We start from the raw sequence: 15176 nt of genomic DNA on the forward strand, positions 1-15176 counted from the left end.
CCCCCAACTGGAAGGCAGAGGATGGACACGGTAGAAGAAAATCTCAGGCAGCGCATTTCCGAGCGCGGCGGAAAATTCGCCGAGCGATGCGAAGGGGAAAATGCGGTGCGAGAGCCTGAAGAGACCGGCATGGAAGAGGGCGCAAGTGCCGTTGGTTCGAATGGGGCGACATTGAAGACGAAGGCTCAAGCAGCAGCCGACAGACCACAGACCGATCCCGCAGACGACTGGTCGGCCCTTTTATCCGGTCGCAATGCCGTCATGCTGGCGCTGGTATCGGCCGGGGTAGGGCTGCATGCCTTCAACTCGTTTGCCATCGTCGCGGCCATGCCACTCGCGGCTGCGGAGCTTGGCGGCACGGCGTTTTTCAGCTGGGCCTACAGCCTTTATTTCATCGGCTCGATTGCCGGCGGAACGGGGGCTGCTGCCTTTCGTGATCGTGTCGGCCTTTCCACATCGCTGCTTGTCTCGTGCCTGTTGTTCGCGCTGGGTGGCTTTGCTGCGCTGGCGGCGCAAAATTTTGGTTTCATCCTTGCCGGACGGCTGCTGCAGGGTGTTGCCGACGGGCTGATCGTGGCGATCGCCTACAGCCTGATCCCCGGCAATTTTCGCCCCGGTCTGATCTCCAAGGTTTTCGCGGCGGAAGCGATGGTCTGGGCAGTGGCGTCTCTGCTCGGCCCGATTGTCGGTGGTTGGCTGACGGAAGCGTTTTCCTGGCGCATGTCCTTCCTTGCCATCGTGCCTTTCCTTCTCCTGCTTGTCGTACTTGCTCCGATTGCCAAGCCCGCGCCATCCACCGCCGACCGTGTGGCCGCAGCCCCGTTTGCGATCGGCATGCTGATCGTCGGCGCGCTGGTCCTGTCGCTGTCATCGGTCGCCTCGTCCGGTTGGGGACAGGCGCTTGCGGTGATTGCCGGCGTCGCTCTTTTCGTGCTGGCCATGGTGTTCGACGGACGGATCGGGCCAAAATTGCTGCCGACGCAGGCATTCGGCTCGCGCTCGGTGTTCGGCTGCGGACTTTGGGTGCTGCTGCTGATGTCGCTCAGCCATTCCGTTGGTGCGGTCTATCTGGCGCTGGCGATCTCGGAGATCTGGCACTACCGGCCGATCACCGTCGGCGCGGTCGTACTGTTGATGCCGCTCACATGGAGCGTTGTTGCGGTGTTTGCCAGCCGCAATCCGTCGCCACGCCTCCAGGATGCGCGCACCCGCATGGGGCCGTTGTTTCAGCTGGCGGGCTTCATCATCATCGCGATCGGCCTGACGTCGCACATGATCGCGCTGGTGATTGTCAGCCAGATCCTGATCGGAACCGGTTTCGGTCTGGCATGGGCCAATGTCAATCGCGCAGCGCTGGCCGGCACGCCTGCGCAGGAGCGCGACCGGGCAGGGGCCTTGCTACCAACCGTATCGACTGTGGGCTACGCGATCGGTGCCGGTCTTGCCGGACTGGTGGCAACAGCGACCGGTCTGGTCGCCAAGCTGGAAGCCAGTGTGCCGGATGCCGCACTTGCCCCCTCTATCGCCCTGCCGTCACTCTGGCTTTACGGCCTTGCGGCAGTCGGGGCCGGCATAGCCTTCCTGTTTTCGTTCGGTGTCAAACTGCCGCGCTAAGCCCGCATACGAAAAAGGGCAGCGGAGTGCCCCGCTGCCCTCGGCAACTCAAATCGATCTGCGACGATCAGAATTTCACGCCGATACCGACATTGACGATATGCTGGTCGAAATTGACGTTGGCGCCAGCGAGGTTGCCACTGCCGTAATCGTTGTAACGATACTCGGCGCGGCCGAAGATGTTGTCGGTGAATGCGTAGTCTACACCTGCGCCGATCGTCCAGCCGCTGAGCGTGTCGTCGTCGCTAACCGGGCCGCTGACCTTGGCGTTGGTCGCTGTCCAGCCACCTGCAATATAGGGCAGGGCGCGATCCATGGCATAACCCAGGCGAGCGCGTGCAGAACCGGAGAAGCCGCTTTTTACGTCAGCGCCAGCAATGCTCTGCTCGTTCCAGTCGTAGTTCACGTCACCTTCGAGACCGGCGACAAAACCATTCGACATCTGCCAGTTATAACCGACGAAGCCGCCGAAACGACCGCCGTCAAAATTTTCCGAAAACGCACCGACATCGCCGTTGCCCCAGCCGTAACCGCCGTGCAGACCGACATAGGGACCGCTCCACGTAAAGGCCGGTGCCGTCGCCTCGATCGCAACCGGCGCTTCCGGGATCTGCTCGACGGCATCTGCCGCGCGTGCTGCCGAGGTCGCGGTCATCGCGATTGCGGCGGCGAAAATACCAGCCAGGGCGGTGCCGGCTGCGGGGGAGAATTTCTTCATGGACTTTTCCTCTCGGGTATCGTGACAGGCAGATGCCTTGCTGTTCGAACACTCCAGCCGCGGCTCCCAAGCCAAGTCGCGGAGGACCATCACGTTGCGCAAACTACGTAGGTGGCCGTTTGGTTCCATGCCATCCCGATCGCGCTTGTGTGATTAAATGTGCAGAAAGCGGCATTTTTGAGCAGGTCGCGGATGAATCTACCGGCGCTTGCAGGCGGGCGTACCGTTCGCCGCATGGCCGAACTGGCGTATCAACCGCAAACGGTATAGGAGCCGAAGAACAAGATTACGCAGCGTTGCTCCTGCCACACACGACCCCGGACATGAAAAGCAAGACCCCATGAACAGCAAGACATTGGGCTATCTCTACGTCCTTCTCGCCATCACCATTTTTGCGGGCCAGGATGCGTTTTCGAAGCTTCTGGGCGACAAATATCCGCCGATCATGGTGACGATGATCCGCTTCTGGGCCTTTGCGGTGTTTGTGGTTCTGCTGGCTGCGACCTCGCCCGGTGGCCTGCGTCGCGCCGTTGTCACCAAACGCCCCGTTTTGCAGGTCATCCGTGGCATGCTGCTGGTCAGCGAGGTGGTGGTCGTCGTCATTTCCTTCACCATTGCCGGCCTTGCCATGACGCAGTCGATCTTTCAGGCGACACCGCTGATGATCACGCTCCTGTCCGTGCCGCTTCTGGGCGAGACGGTCGGCTGGCGTCGCGGCGTGGCGCTTGGCGTCGGTCTTGTCGGCGTGCTGATCATCCTCAATCCGACAAATGTGCATTTCGATATTCGTCTTCTGCTGCCGCTCGCAGCCGGCTTCATGTACGCGCTTTACAGCATTGCCACTCGGGCTGTGAGCAGTACCGACAGTGCGGTGACGAGCGTGCTTTATGCCGGCGTTGCGGGTGCCGCACTCGCCAGCGTCATCGGGCCGTTCTACTGGACGCCGATCGCGATGGAGGACTGGCCGGCCATGGCGGCACTCTGCATCTGCGGTGCCACCAGCCATTATTTCATGATTAAGGCCTATGGCCTGCTGAGTGCCGTCGAAGCACAGCCGCTGACCTATCTTCAGCTCGTCATGGGCGCTGCCGTCGCCGTCGCCTTTTTCGGCGAAACGATCACGCTCAATATGGCGATCGGCGCCGTCATCGTCGTCGGCGCCGGGCTGTTTACGGTGTGGCGCGAGCATCGCCTCGGCGTGCGGAAAGAAGACGCGGAAGTGCTGAAGGCGTAAGTCGGCCGCGGCATGACGATTTGCTTGCAACGAGAACGGCCGCGAACTTTTTGTCCGCGGTCGTTCTCGTTTCGGGTGTTGCTGCAGCGATCAGTCCCGATCGAAAGCAAGCGCCGCATTGCCGGAAAATGCCGATGTCAGCCTGCCGGCCAGCATGCGGGCAGGGGAGGCAGGGGGCGCTTCGCGTTGGTCGGCCGGGCGTAGCGTCGGGCGGGTGCCCGATAGATCGAACTGTGCCAAGAGTGTGTTCAGCGAAGCCACGTCACGGGCGAGGCCGTGGCTGGCTGCTGTCTGTTCCTCCACCATGGCAGCGTTCTTCTGGGTGTCCTGATCCATCGTGTTGACGGCAGTATTGATCTGCTGGAGACCGGACGATTGCTCCTGCGCACTTTCGACGATGGCATTGACGTGCCGGTTGATCTCCTGAACCTCGACAACGATCTCTTCCAGCGCGCGGCCGGTTTCTCCGACCAGTTCCACACCGCTCTGCACCTGATGGTTCGAGGTGGTGATCAGTGCCTTGATCTCCTTGGCGGCATTGGCGGAGCGCTGGGCCAGTTCGCGGACTTCCTGGGCGACGACCGCGAAACCCTTGCCGGCTTCACCGGCACGGGCCGCCTCGACACCGGCATTCAGCGCGAGCAGGTTGGTCTGAAAGGCAATGTCGTCGATGACGCCGATGATGTTGCCGATTTCGCCGGACGACTTTTCGATTGCTTCCATCGCCTTGACGGCATTGGCGACGACATGGCCGGATTTTTCAGCGCCCTGACGGGTGCGGGCGACGAGGTCGCCGGCTTCTTGCGCGCGGCGGGCGGCATCCTTCACCGTGATGGTGATTTCCTCGAGCGCCGCAGCCGTCTCTTCGACGGAGGCGGCCTGCTGTTCGGTGCGCTTGGCCAGATCGTCGGCCGCCGACCGGATTTCGCCGGAACCGGCTTCGATGCTGCGGGCGTTTTCCGATACCTGTTCAAGCGCTGCCTGCAGTTTGGAAGCCGAGGCGTTGAAGTCGTTGCGCACGCCATCGAGCGAGACCGCGAAAGAACGATCGATGCGGTAGGAGACATTGCCGTCCGAAAGGTTCGACAGTGCTTCGGCAAGGCTGTCGACGGCAAATTTGACATCGGCGGCATCACGGGCCGTGATGGCTTCGCGGTCGATACGCTCCTGTTCCGACAGGCTGCGATTGTCTTCGGCTTCCTGCCGCAGGCGGGCGCGCTCAAGGGAATTGTCGCGGAAGACGGCGACGGCCTGCGCCATCTGGCCGATTTCATCCTTGCGGTCGAGGCCATCGATTGCTGCCTCGGTTTCGCCCGATGCCAATGACGACATGCGTTCCCGCAGTCGGATCATCGGTGTGACGACACCCTTCTGGGCAATGATCATGGCCCAGACAACGGCAATGGCGATCCCCGCCAGCATTCCGGCGAGCGCAAGCTGGATCGTCGTCGAAACCTCGTCCGACAGTTCTTGTGCGCCGTTCTTGATCAGGTCGGCCATGGCGCCATTGTTGGCACCGGATTTGACGGACATGTCGAGCGTGATCTGTTCGAGCTTTGCGGAGACGGCGGCGAACTGTTGCTTGTCGCCGGTGGCGTGTGCCTTGACCAGTTCGCCGCCAACGATCTTGAGTTCGTCGAAGCCTGCCAGCAATTCGTCGATGGCGGCCTTGCGGCTCGGCACGATGTCCGGGATCTGCGCCAGACGGTTGCGGGCGCCGGTCATTTCATTGCTGAACTTGGCGGCAAATTCGGTGAAGGCGTCGGAATGCGGATCCTGGCTGACGGCACGGTTCAGCCAGTTGACGGCGGTCCACATGCCGGCCGCACCGCGCGGGCCAAAGGTGGCGGCCATGCTCTCATTCAGCAGGAAGCGCGAATAGGCTTCGTTGGCGGCGTTGAACCGGTGAGTAACGAATGTCAGGCCAGCCAGCGATATCAGGCTGAGGATGGCGATCGCCATCAGGAATTTCGTTTTGATCTTCAGATTTTTCAGCATCGGATAACCTCGTAAAAACTCGGGAAAGAGCGGAGGCTCATGTCTGGGAAAAGCAGGGATCGTCTCGTCGAGACGGCGTACATCATGCGCGCTGCGACCGAAGAAGAGGTCTCCAGTGTCCTTGGCGCGAACCGTAGAATTTCGTCTTATAATAAAATCTTACTTTGAAAATTCCTGGGCGGTTTTCGACAAAATGTCGCAGTTTCAATGACTTAAAATTGACAGGCGTCAATTGTGAGGATGCTGCCTGTTAAGAATTGCGATCAAAACAAAACGGCCGCAGACTTTCGTCTGCGGCCGTTTTGTTGTCAGTCCGTTGCCGGCGGCAGGGCCGCAGGCGGTGTTTCTCAGAATTCCTGCCAGTCGTTGGCCTGGGTGTCGACGGCGAGAGCGGCATTGCCGGAAAACGCGGTCGCGACCTTGTTGGCCAGCTTGCGGGCAGGGGAGGCAACCGGGCGGGCCGACTGCTGTGCTGCATAGGGAGCAGCCGGGCGGCTGGCGGCGGCAACCTGCTGCATGCGGACATGCGACAGCTTGAACTGGGCGAGCAGGGCGTTCAGCGCGGCGGCATCGCGAGCGAGGCCGTGGCTGGCAGCGGTCTGTTCTTCCACCATGGCGGCGTTCTTCTGGGTGTCCTGATCCATCGCGTTGACCGCGGTGTTGATCTGCTGGAGACCGGAAGACTGTTCCTGCGCGCTTTCAACGATGGCGTTGACGTTGCGGTTGATCTCCTGGACTTCCGAGACGATGGTTTCCAGCGCCTTGCCGGTTTCGCCGACGAGGTGAACACCGTTCTGAACCTGCTGGTTGGAGGCGGTGATCAGCGTCTTGATTTCCTTGGCGGCGTTTGCAGAACGCTGGGCCAGTTCGCGAACTTCCTGAGCGACGACGGCAAAACCCTTGCCGGCTTCACCGGCGCGTGCGGCTTCGACGCCTGCGTTCAATGCAAGCAGGTTGGTCTGGAATGCGATGTCATCGATGACGCCGATGATGTTGCCGATCTCGCCCGAGGACTTTTCGATCTGCTCCATCGCCTTGACGGCGTTCTGGACAACTTCGCCGGACTTTTCAGCGCCCTGACGGGTACGGGCAACCAGTGCACCGGCGTCCTGTGCGCGGCGTGCGGCGTCCTTCACCGTGGTGGTGATTTCTTCCAGAGCTGCAGCGGTTTCTTCGATCGATGCGGCCTGCTGTTCGGTGCGCTTGGCCAGATCGTCAGCGGCCGACTTGATCTCGCCGGAACCGGCTTCGATGCTGCGGGCGTTTGCGGCGACTTCTTCAAGAGCTGCCTGCAGCTTGGAGGCCGAGGCGTTGAAGTCGTTGCGGACACCATCGAGCGAGGCTGCGAAGGAACGATCGATCCGGTAGGAGACGTTACCGTCGGACAGGTTCGAAAGCGCTTCTGCAAGGTTGTCGACGGCGAACTTGACGTCGGCGGCTTCACGGGCACGCTGGGCTTCACGTTCGATCCGGTCGCTTTCCGACAGGCTGCGATTGTCTTCGGCTTCCTGCTCCAGACGCTGACGCTCCAGCGCGTTGTCGCGGAAGATTGCGACGGCTTCGGCCATCTGGCCGATTTCGTCCTTGCGGTCGAGGCCATCGATCTCGGCGCGGGTTTCGCCGGCGGCAAGCGATGCCATGCGTTCACGCAGGCGTGCCATCGGACCGGTAATGCCCTTCTGGGCGATCGTCAGTGCCAGCACGATGGCAACGGCGATGCCGATCAGCATGCCGATGATGGCGAACTGGATGGTCGAGGACACTTCGGCCGACAGAGAGTCGCCGCCGTTCTTGATCAGGTCCGCCATGGCGCCGTTGCTTGCGCCGAATTTCGGCGACAGTTCAACGATGGCCTTGTCGAGGTCGGACGAGAGGGCCGTTACCTTTGCGGTATCGCCGGCGGCATGGGCCTTCAGCAGATCGTCGCCGATCGCCTTCAGCTTGTCCGCGCCGGCGAGCAGTTCGTCGGTGGCGGCCTGACGGCTCGGGACGAGACCCGGAACCTGTGCCAGACGGCCGCGGGCGCCTGTGATTTCCTTGCCGAAACGTTCGGAAAGATCCTTGAAGGCGGGAGACTGCGGATCCTGGGCAAGCGCGCGGCTGAGCCAGGTGGTTGCCGTCCACATGCCGGCTGCACCGCGAGGAACGAAGGTCGCCGCGGTGCTTTCGTTCTGGAGGAAGTGCGAATAGGACTGATTGGCAGCGCTGAAGCGCTGGGTAACGAAAAGAAGGCCGGCGAGCGAAATCGCGCCGAGGATGGCGATCGCCATCAAAAACTTTGTCTTGATCTTCAAATTCTTGAGCATCGGATAGCCTCAGGAGCACGCTGAAGGAACGGAAGCGCATGGCGGGAAAAGGGAAATGCAGGAATCGTCTTCTTTTTAAGACGGCGCACATCATGCGCGCCCCGGCGACCTGATCGATCGCAATGTCCTTGGTCCCGGAAGTTATGGGCATTATCATAAGAAAATCTTACACTTGCTGCAGTGCATCACAATTTCGAACGAAATTCGGTGGCTTGCCACTTTTTTGCCTGATTTTCATAACCGCGTAACCATCTGCGCAGTAGGCAACCATCTGTTTGTTGCAGTGCGAAAGGTTGAGCCGGTAAATCCCGGACCGGGCTATGTTCAGGCTTTCCCCATGCGCTGGGGCAAATTGATATGAAATCAAAAATCCGTTTTCGAAGGACCTTTTACCGTGGATCTTTCCCGCCGTAACATCATGTCGCTGGGCGTTGCCGCCGCCGCGACTGCCGTCACCACCAAGATTGCCTCCGCTCAGGCGATCAGCTTCACGCCCTCGCCGATCTACCCGGATCCGTCCATCCAGGTTCTCGACCCGAGCTTCGCCAAGTACCGCGTTGCCAGCGCCTCGCTGGAACAGGTTGCCACCGGCGCCCGCTGGCTGGAAGGCCCGGTCTATTTCGGCGACGGCAAGTACCTGCTGGTCAGCGATATCCCGAACAACCGCGTCATGAAGTTCGACGAGACCAACGAGACCTGGAGCGTGTTCGATGCCAATTCGAACTATGCCAACGGTCATTGCCGCGACCTGCAGGGCCGTCTGATCTCCTGCGAGCACCTGACCCGCCGCGTCACCCGCACCGAGCATGACGGTTCGATCACTGTTCTCGCCGACAAGTTCAAGGGCAAGAAGCTCAACTCGCCGAACGATATCGTCTGCAAGTCTGATGGTTCCTTGTGGTTCACCGACCCGCCGTTCGGCATCGGCGGCGAATGGGAAGGCGAAAAGGCGGAAGCCGAACTGCCGCATTCCGTTTACCGCATTTCGGCGGAAGGTGAGCTGTCGCTCATCACCGACGAACTGAAGGGCCCGAACGGCATCGCCTTCTCCGAAGACGAAAAGAAGCTCTACGTTGTCGAAGGCCGCGCTGCGCCTTACCGCATCGTCTGGTCCTACGACGTATCGAAGGACGGCAAGACCGTCTCCAACAAGAAGGCCTTCATCACCGCCGACGACAATGGCGGTCTCGACGGCTTCAAGGTTGACGTTGACGGCAACCTGTGGTGCGGCTGGGGCTCTTCGGGCGCTGCCGGTGCCAAGCCGGAAGACCTCAACGGCGTGAAAATCTTCAACAAGGAAGGCAAGGCGATCGGCTTCATCAAGCTGCCCGAGCGTTGCCCGAACCTCGTTTTCGGTGGCAAGAAGAAGAACCGCCTCTATATGGCGTCCAGCCATTCGGTCTACGCGCTGTTCGTGGAAACCCGCGGCGCCGTCTGATCGGCTGTTTTGAATGACTGACTTGCGGGGCCGGATCTGTGAACGATCCGGCCCTGCTTGCATTTTCGGGTGCATGATGTCGGTTCTGCCGTTACTTCTGCGTCTTCCATGCAGAAGGGAGAAATCCATGCTCTACGCCATCCTGTGTTACGCCCATGAGGAAACCGTTTTCGCCTGGTCCAAGGACGAGGAGGCTGCCGTCATGGAAAAACTTTACGCCTTGCAGGAGCCGCTGGCGAAAGCCGGCAAGCTTGGCCCGGTCGGGCGGCTGATGCCGACGACGGCGGCGACCACGGTGCGCAAGGGCCGCGACGAGCCGCTGGTGCTCGACGGTCCCTTTGCCGAAACCAAGGAAGTGCTGCTCGGTTTTTACACCGCTGAATTCGAGACGCTGGATGAGGCCGTCACCTTCGCCAAGGACCTGTCTGCCGTCAATCCCGGCTCCAGCTCCTATGAAATCCGGCCGTTCTACGTTTTCCATCCCGGCGATGCGCAGGTTGGGGCAGGTGGTGCATCATGACCGATCTCGGCTGGATCGAACTGGCGCTGACGGCGGCGCGGCCGCAGGCACTGGGCGCACTCCTGCGTTATTTCCGTGATCTCGATACGGCGGAAGAAGCGTTTCAGGAAGCCTGCCTGCGCGCCATCCGCACCTGGCCGGACAAGGGGCCGCCGCGTGATCCCGCCGCATGGCTGATCTTTGTCGGACGCAACAGCGGTGTCGACCAGGTCCGCAAACGCGCCAAGAACGAGCCGCTGCCGGAAGAGGCGGCGTTTTCCGATCTTTCCGATGCCGAAGAGGATATCGCCGACCGGCTGGACAATGCCCATTACCGCGACGACATTTTGCGGCTGATGTTCATCTGCTGCCATCCGGAACTGCCCAACACCCAGCAGATCGCGCTGTCGCTTCGGATCGTGTCGGGCCTCACCGTGCCGCAGATCGCCAAGGCCTTTCTGGTCTCGGATGCGGCGATGGAACAGCGCATCACCCGCGCCAAGGCCCGCATTGCCAGAGCCCAGAGCGAGAAGAGGCCGGGTGACAAGGGTGTCGTCGGTTTCGAGGCACCGGATGCCTATGAACGGGCCGCGCGGCTGAAAACCGTGGCGGCGATGATCTATCTGGTCTTCAACGAAGGATATTCGTCCGGCGTCAACAATCCCGACAGCCTCACGCTTTGCGAGGAGGCGATCCGGCTGGTGCGCATCCTGTTGCGGATTTTTCCGGCAGAACCGGAGATCATGGGGCTGGCAACCCTGATGCTGCTGCAGCATGCCCGCGCCGGCGCCCGGTTCGACGAGGCCGGGCAGATTATTCTGCTCGAACAGCAGGATCGTTCACTGTGGGACAAAAAGCTGATCGCCGAAGCGCTCGCCATGCTCGACAAGGCGGTGCGGCACAGGAGCGGCGGGCCCTACCAGTTGCAGGCGGCGATTGCTGCCCTGCACGCCCGCGCCGAAAAGCCGGAAGATACCGACTGGTGGCAGATCGATCTTCTCTATCAGGCGCTGGAACACCTGCAGCCGTCGCCGGTCGTTACCCTCAATCGCGCGGTTGCGGTCTCGAAGGCGGAAGGCCCGGAGGAGGCTCTGGCGCTGATTGCCACGGTGGCGGCGCCACTCGACGGGTATTTCTATTTTCACGGCGTGCGCGGAGGGTTGCTGATGCAGGCCGGGCAAAAGGCCGAGGCACGCGAAGCCTTCGACCGCGCCATATCGCTCGCCAATTCGCCGGCGGAAGCCGCGCATATCCGCATGCAGATCGACCGGCTGGGGGAGGTGGGGACATAAAATTCTCCGCCCCCTGTCGGTTTCCCGTATCGCCATGCGTCCTAGGTTCACATTCACAGCGATGCGTTAAAACCAGAGGAGAAAGCCATGACCGCCCAATATCAGTTGCAGCTCGTTCGCGAATTCGATGTGCCAGCCGAAAAGCTCTTCAAGGTCTGGGCAACGCCGGAGCGCTATGGCGAATGGTTCTGCCCGCTGCCGTGGAAGGTGACCGAGGCGCGCATGGATCTGCGCACCGGTGGCGACAGTTTTATCCTGATGGAAGGTCCGGAAGGCGAAAAGATCCCCAATACCGGCGTCTATCTGGAAGTCGTGCCCAACAGGAAGATCGTTTTCACCGATGCCTTCACCAAGGCATGGGAGCCGTCAGACAAGCCGTTCATGACCGGTATCATCGAATTCGAGGACCTCGGCAACGGCCGCACGCGTTATACCGCGACTGCCCTTCACTGGACGGAGGAAGACATGGAAACCCACAAGCAGATGGGTTTCGAGGAAGGCTGGGGCATCGTCGCCGGCCAGATGGCGGAGATCGCCAGGACGTTCTGAGCTTTGGCGAGTCTTTTCAGGCGTTTGCCAGGCATGTTTGCGTGTTGGATTCAATCAGCGAGAGGCGGCGGATATATCTGTCGCCTCCGCCATGTTGAAGGATATGTGCTTCACCCGCAGATTTCGCCCGTCGCCGCAACCTTCTGAAATCGGAATCGTTTCGCCCATCGAAATCTTCGAAGGATGGCTTCGAAAGTTTCACATTTGTGCCGGCTGCCGGCGATATCTATGTGAGGCTATCGAACAACGGAAATTTTGGGCGCATGGAACTCGGTCTTTATACTTTTGCGGATGTCGATCCGAACGCGGTCAACAAGGGTGCGGAAGCGCATCGGCGGCTGAAGGATCTTCTTGAAGAGATCGAGCTGGCCGATCAGGTCGGGCTCGACGTGTTTGGGCTGGGCGAACATCACCGCGTCGATTATGCGGCATCGTCTCCCTCGACCGTGCTGGCCGCCGCCGCCGTGCGCACGAAAAACATTCGCCTTTCCAGTGCCGTTACCGTTCTCTCTTCGGATGAGCCGGTGCGGGTGTTCCAGCAGTTTTCGACCGTCGACCTGCTGTCGGATGGGCGTGCGGAAATCATGGCGGGGCGCGGTTCCTTCATCGAATCCTTCCCGCTGTTCGGTTACGATCTCGCCGATTACGACCAGCTGTTTTCCGAAAAGCTCGACCTGCTGCTCGCCATTCGCGATCAGGAAGTGGTGAGCTGGAACGAAGGCAAGCTGCGCCCGCCGATCAATGGGCGCGGCGTCTATCCGCGCCCGCTGCAGGAAAAGCTGCCGATCTGGATCGCCGTTGGCGGCACGCCGGAATCGGTGGCGCGGGCAGGGGCCATGGGCCTGCCGCTGGCCATCGCCATTATCGGCGGTGAATATCGCCGGTTTGCGCCGATGTTCGATCTTTACCGCGAGGCCGCTCGCCGCGCCGGTCAGGACCCGTCGACGCTGAAGACCAGCATCAATGTGCATGGCTTCATTGCCGATACGACTGAAGCCGCTGCCGATCAGTTTTATGGTCCGCAGGCCGAGGTGATGAACCGGCTTGGCCGCGAACGTGGCTGGGGACCGACCAATCGTGCGCATTTCGATGCGGCGCGTGGGGCCCAGGGCAATCTTTTCCTCGGTGAGCCGGAAGTGGTGGCGGAAAAGATCGTCGCGGCGCACGCGGTGTTCAAAAACGACCGGTTCATGCTGCAGATGGCGATCGGTCTGATGCCGCATGCGCAGATCATGCGCGGCATCGAACTTTACGGCACGAAAGTAGCACCTCTGGTCAGAAAGGAATTGACCGGATCGTCCGATGGCGCGAAACCGGCTGCCTGACAAGCCGGCCTTGGGGGAAGGCCGCGAGACACGATGATAGGAAGAATGCACGCATGGTGATTTCCACCGAAGAAGAGCTGCAGAAGCTCAAGGATATCGGGCGCCTCTGCGCCGTGGCCGTGGAAACCATGGCAAAGGCTCTGGAGCCGGGCATCACCACCCGTGAACTCGACCTGATCGGCCGCAAGATCCTCGAGGATAATGGCGCGCAATCGGCCCCGGAATTCTGCTATGAATTTCCGGGCGCCACCTGCATCAGCGTCAACGAGGAAGTGGCGCACGGCATTCCCGGCGATCGCCGCATCGAGGCGGGTGATCTCGTCAATATCGACGTGTCGGCCGTCAAGGACGGTTTTTTTGGCGATACCGGTTCGTCCTTCGCCGTGCCGCCGGTCAGCAAACAGATCGAAAAGCTTTGCCGTGACGGCCGTCGCGCGTTGTGGACCGGTCTGCAGCAGGTCAGGACCGGCAAGCCGATCGCCGGTATCGGCAATGCCATCGGCGCCTTCGCCACCAAGAACCGCTATACGCTGATCTCCAACCTTGCCAGCCACGGCGTCGGCCGCTCGCTGCATGAGGAGCCGAAGGAAGTTTCCACCTGGCCGGACCCGGATGAAACCCGGATCATGGAAGAGGGGCTGGTCTTCACCATCGAGCCTTTCCTGTCGCTCGGCGGTACCTGGGCGGAAGATGGCGGCAATGGTGATCCATGGACGCTTTACAGCGATCCGCGCGCGCCAACCGTGCAATACGAGCATACGATCGTTGTTACCCGCAACGGCCCGCTCATCCTGACGCTGCCGAACTGAGGTTTTTCGAAAGGCGCCATCTGTCGGTGGCGCCTCAATCCGCCTGATCGCAGCGATCAGAATTTGTGGTTTGTCAGGCTGTAGGCCGGGTGCGATAAGCCGCCCATGTCCTCTTCTCCTTCTTCTTCTTCCTCGCTCTGGATCGGCCTTGCCGGCGCTGCCGCCATGGCCGGTGCCATGGGGTTTGGCCGTTTCGTCTACACGCCGATCCTGCCGGGCATGATCACCGGTATTCCGCTGTCCTCGGCTGATGCCGGCACGATCGCCGCCGGCAATTTTGCCGGTTATCTGCTCGGCGCTATCGCCTCGGCCTATGGCTGGGCGGCGGGCCGGGAGCGCAAGGTGGCGCTCGCCGGTCTGCTGGCGTCTGTCGTGCTTCTGGCGGCCATGGGGCTGACGACGTCGGTCGCCACCTTCACCGTCATTCGCTTTCTTGCCGGTGCGGCCAGCGCGCTTGCCATGCTGTTCACCTCGACGATCGTGATGATGCATGCGGCGGGACGCCCGACGATCGGCATGCTGCATTTCGGCGGCGTCGGTGTCGGCATCGCTCTGTCCTCGCTGCTGGTTCTGGGGGTAAATGCCTTGGCGGGGGATGCGGCGCATGGCTGGCGTCTCGACTGGTTCGCTTCGGCGGCTGTCGTCCTTGCCATCTTTGTCTTCGTTCAGCGTTTCCTGCCCAGGCCGCAGGGTGACGCAAAAAGCGTGGCCGAGCCGCCGCTTGTCTGGCGCCTGCCGCTGATCATGACGGTTTTGTCCTACGGCCTTTACGGTTTCGGTTATGTCATCACCGCCACCTTCCTCGTCGCCATTGCGCGCATGGGCAATACCGGGCCGATGATCGAGTTTCTCGTGTGGTTCGTGGCCGGCTGTGCGGCGGCGGTGTCGCTGTTCGCATGGAACCCGATCGCGCGCCGGATCGGCCTTGGTGGGGCCTATCTCGCGGCCATCGTCGTGCTTCTGATCGGCGTCGTCGCGTCTGTCGAACTGCCGCCGGTGGCCGGCACGCTGGTGGGTGGCTTTCTGCTCGGCGCGACCTTCATGGTGATCACCGCCTTCGGTCTGCAACTCGGCCGCCGTTTCGCGCCGCAAAGCCCGCGCCGGGCGATCGCCGTGGTCACCGCCGCCTTCGGAACCGGTCAGATAATCGGGCCGCTGGTGGCGGGTTTTGTGGCCGAGCGTACGGGGAGCTTTACCGCACCGTCGCTGCTGGCCGCCGGAGTGCTGGTCGCGGCCATTGCACTGTCACTGCCGCTGCTGCGTGAGCGCGGCTAAAATGTCCACGGTTACAAATAGGTAACAAACGGCAAGCCCCATTGCCGCTCCCTTGGACTTGCCTTAGTTTCGCGCTTAAAGGTCCACCCGACCATTGTTAGATTCGAACTCAGGAAAGC

General features: G+C 61.3%; 12 protein-coding genes. 9 read left to right on the top strand and 3 right to left on the bottom strand.

The genetic code is table 11. The features are described from left to right. Positions 1 to 21: 21 nt before the first annotated feature. Complete coding sequence (locus tag AAIH70_RS09095) at positions 22 to 1614, top strand: MFS transporter (protein WP_132271933.1); 1593 nt, start codon at positions 22 to 24, stop codon at positions 1612 to 1614. A gap of 67 nt (positions 1615 to 1681) precedes the next feature. Here AAIH70_RS09095 and AAIH70_RS09100 read toward each other — a convergent pair whose 3' ends face one another. After that, a complete protein-coding gene (locus AAIH70_RS09100) occupies positions 1682 to 2332 on the bottom strand; it encodes an outer membrane protein (protein ID WP_132271934.1) in 651 nt (216 codons plus the stop codon). Between the two features lie 340 nt (positions 2333 to 2672). Here AAIH70_RS09100 and AAIH70_RS09105 point away from each other — a divergent pair, with 340 nt between their 5' ends. After that, positions 2673 to 3566 (top strand): DMT family transporter, encoded by an 894-nt coding sequence (locus AAIH70_RS09105; protein WP_132271935.1) that lies wholly within the window; start codon positions 2673 to 2675, stop codon positions 3564 to 3566. 90 nt (positions 3567 to 3656) lie between these two features. On the opposite strand, the gene AAIH70_RS09110 is transcribed toward AAIH70_RS09105, so the two are convergent. Both AAIH70_RS09110 and AAIH70_RS09115 read right to left on the bottom strand, forming a co-directional pair. After that, a complete protein-coding gene (locus tag AAIH70_RS09110) occupies positions 3657 to 5564 on the bottom strand; it encodes a methyl-accepting chemotaxis protein (protein WP_132271936.1) in 1908 nt (635 codons plus the stop codon). Positions 5565 to 5911: 347 nt separating this feature from the next. Then, positions 5912 to 7870, bottom strand: a complete 1959-nt coding sequence (locus AAIH70_RS09115) for a methyl-accepting chemotaxis protein (protein WP_132271937.1) — start codon at positions 7868 to 7870, stop codon at positions 5912 to 5914. A gap of 394 nt (positions 7871 to 8264) precedes the next feature. Here AAIH70_RS09115 and AAIH70_RS09120 point away from each other — a divergent pair, with 394 nt between their 5' ends. From AAIH70_RS09120 to AAIH70_RS09150, 7 genes are all read left to right on the top strand, one after another. Beyond that, on the top strand, positions 8265 to 9308 hold the full coding sequence (locus AAIH70_RS09120; RefSeq protein WP_132271938.1) for an SMP-30/gluconolactonase/LRE family protein: 1044 nt from the start codon (positions 8265 to 8267) through the stop codon (positions 9306 to 9308). Positions 9309 to 9435: 127 nt separating this feature from the next. Next, positions 9436 to 9828 (top strand): YciI family protein, encoded by a 393-nt coding sequence (locus AAIH70_RS09125; RefSeq protein WP_132271939.1) that lies wholly within the window; start codon positions 9436 to 9438, stop codon positions 9826 to 9828. Beyond that, a complete protein-coding gene (locus AAIH70_RS09130) occupies positions 9825 to 11099 on the top strand; it encodes an RNA polymerase sigma factor (protein ID WP_132271940.1) in 1275 nt (424 codons plus the stop codon). Before AAIH70_RS09125 ends, AAIH70_RS09130 begins: the two co-directional genes overlap by 4 nt. An 87-nt stretch (positions 11100 to 11186) precedes the next feature. After that, on the top strand, positions 11187 to 11648 hold the full coding sequence (locus AAIH70_RS09135) for an SRPBCC family protein (RefSeq protein WP_132271941.1): 462 nt from the start codon (positions 11187 to 11189) through the stop codon (positions 11646 to 11648). A gap of 263 nt (positions 11649 to 11911) precedes the next feature. After that, a complete protein-coding gene (locus AAIH70_RS09140) occupies positions 11912 to 12973 on the top strand; it encodes an LLM class flavin-dependent oxidoreductase (protein WP_132271942.1) in 1062 nt (353 codons plus the stop codon). A gap of 53 nt (positions 12974 to 13026) precedes the next feature. Next, on the top strand, positions 13027 to 13782 hold the full coding sequence (gene map, locus AAIH70_RS09145; RefSeq protein WP_132271943.1) for a type I methionyl aminopeptidase: 756 nt from the start codon (positions 13027 to 13029) through the stop codon (positions 13780 to 13782). A 105-nt stretch (positions 13783 to 13887) separates the two neighbouring features. Next, positions 13888 to 15057, top strand: coding sequence for a YbfB/YjiJ family MFS transporter (locus AAIH70_RS09150; protein ID WP_132271944.1), 1170 nt, complete (start codon positions 13888 to 13890; stop codon positions 15055 to 15057). The last annotated feature ends 119 nt before the right edge of the window (positions 15058 to 15176 follow it).

This window comes from Neorhizobium sp. BT27B, from assembly GCF_050455485.1.
Lineage (GTDB): Bacteria > Pseudomonadota > Alphaproteobacteria > Rhizobiales > Rhizobiaceae > Neorhizobium.

What these genes read in the sequence shown, in the direction of transcription:
- AAIH70_RS09110 (WP_132271936.1), bottom strand. Translation starts at nt 5,564, where the DNA reads ATGCTGAAAAATCTGAAGATCAAAACGAAATTCCTGATGGCGATCGCC.
- AAIH70_RS09125 (WP_132271939.1), top strand. Translation starts at nt 9,436, where the DNA reads ATGCTCTACGCCATCCTGTGTTACGCCCATGAGGAAACCGTTTTCGCC.
- AAIH70_RS09095 (WP_132271933.1), top strand. Translation starts at nt 22, where the DNA reads ATGGACACGGTAGAAGAAAATCTCAGGCAGCGCATTTCCGAGCGCGGC.
- AAIH70_RS09150 (WP_132271944.1), top strand. Translation starts at nt 13,888, where the DNA reads ATGTCCTCTTCTCCTTCTTCTTCTTCCTCGCTCTGGATCGGCCTTGCC.
- map (WP_132271943.1), top strand. Translation starts at nt 13,027, where the DNA reads ATGGTGATTTCCACCGAAGAAGAGCTGCAGAAGCTCAAGGATATCGGG.
- AAIH70_RS09135 (WP_132271941.1), top strand. Translation starts at nt 11,187, where the DNA reads ATGACCGCCCAATATCAGTTGCAGCTCGTTCGCGAATTCGATGTGCCA.
- AAIH70_RS09105 (WP_132271935.1), top strand. Translation starts at nt 2,673, where the DNA reads ATGAACAGCAAGACATTGGGCTATCTCTACGTCCTTCTCGCCATCACC.
- AAIH70_RS09130 (WP_132271940.1), top strand. Translation starts at nt 9,825, where the DNA reads ATGACCGATCTCGGCTGGATCGAACTGGCGCTGACGGCGGCGCGGCCG.
- AAIH70_RS09140 (WP_132271942.1), top strand. Translation starts at nt 11,912, where the DNA reads ATGGAACTCGGTCTTTATACTTTTGCGGATGTCGATCCGAACGCGGTC.
- AAIH70_RS09115 (WP_132271937.1), bottom strand. Translation starts at nt 7,870, where the DNA reads ATGCTCAAGAATTTGAAGATCAAGACAAAGTTTTTGATGGCGATCGCC.
- AAIH70_RS09100 (WP_132271934.1), bottom strand. Translation starts at nt 2,332, where the DNA reads ATGAAGAAATTCTCCCCCGCAGCCGGCACCGCCCTGGCTGGTATTTTC.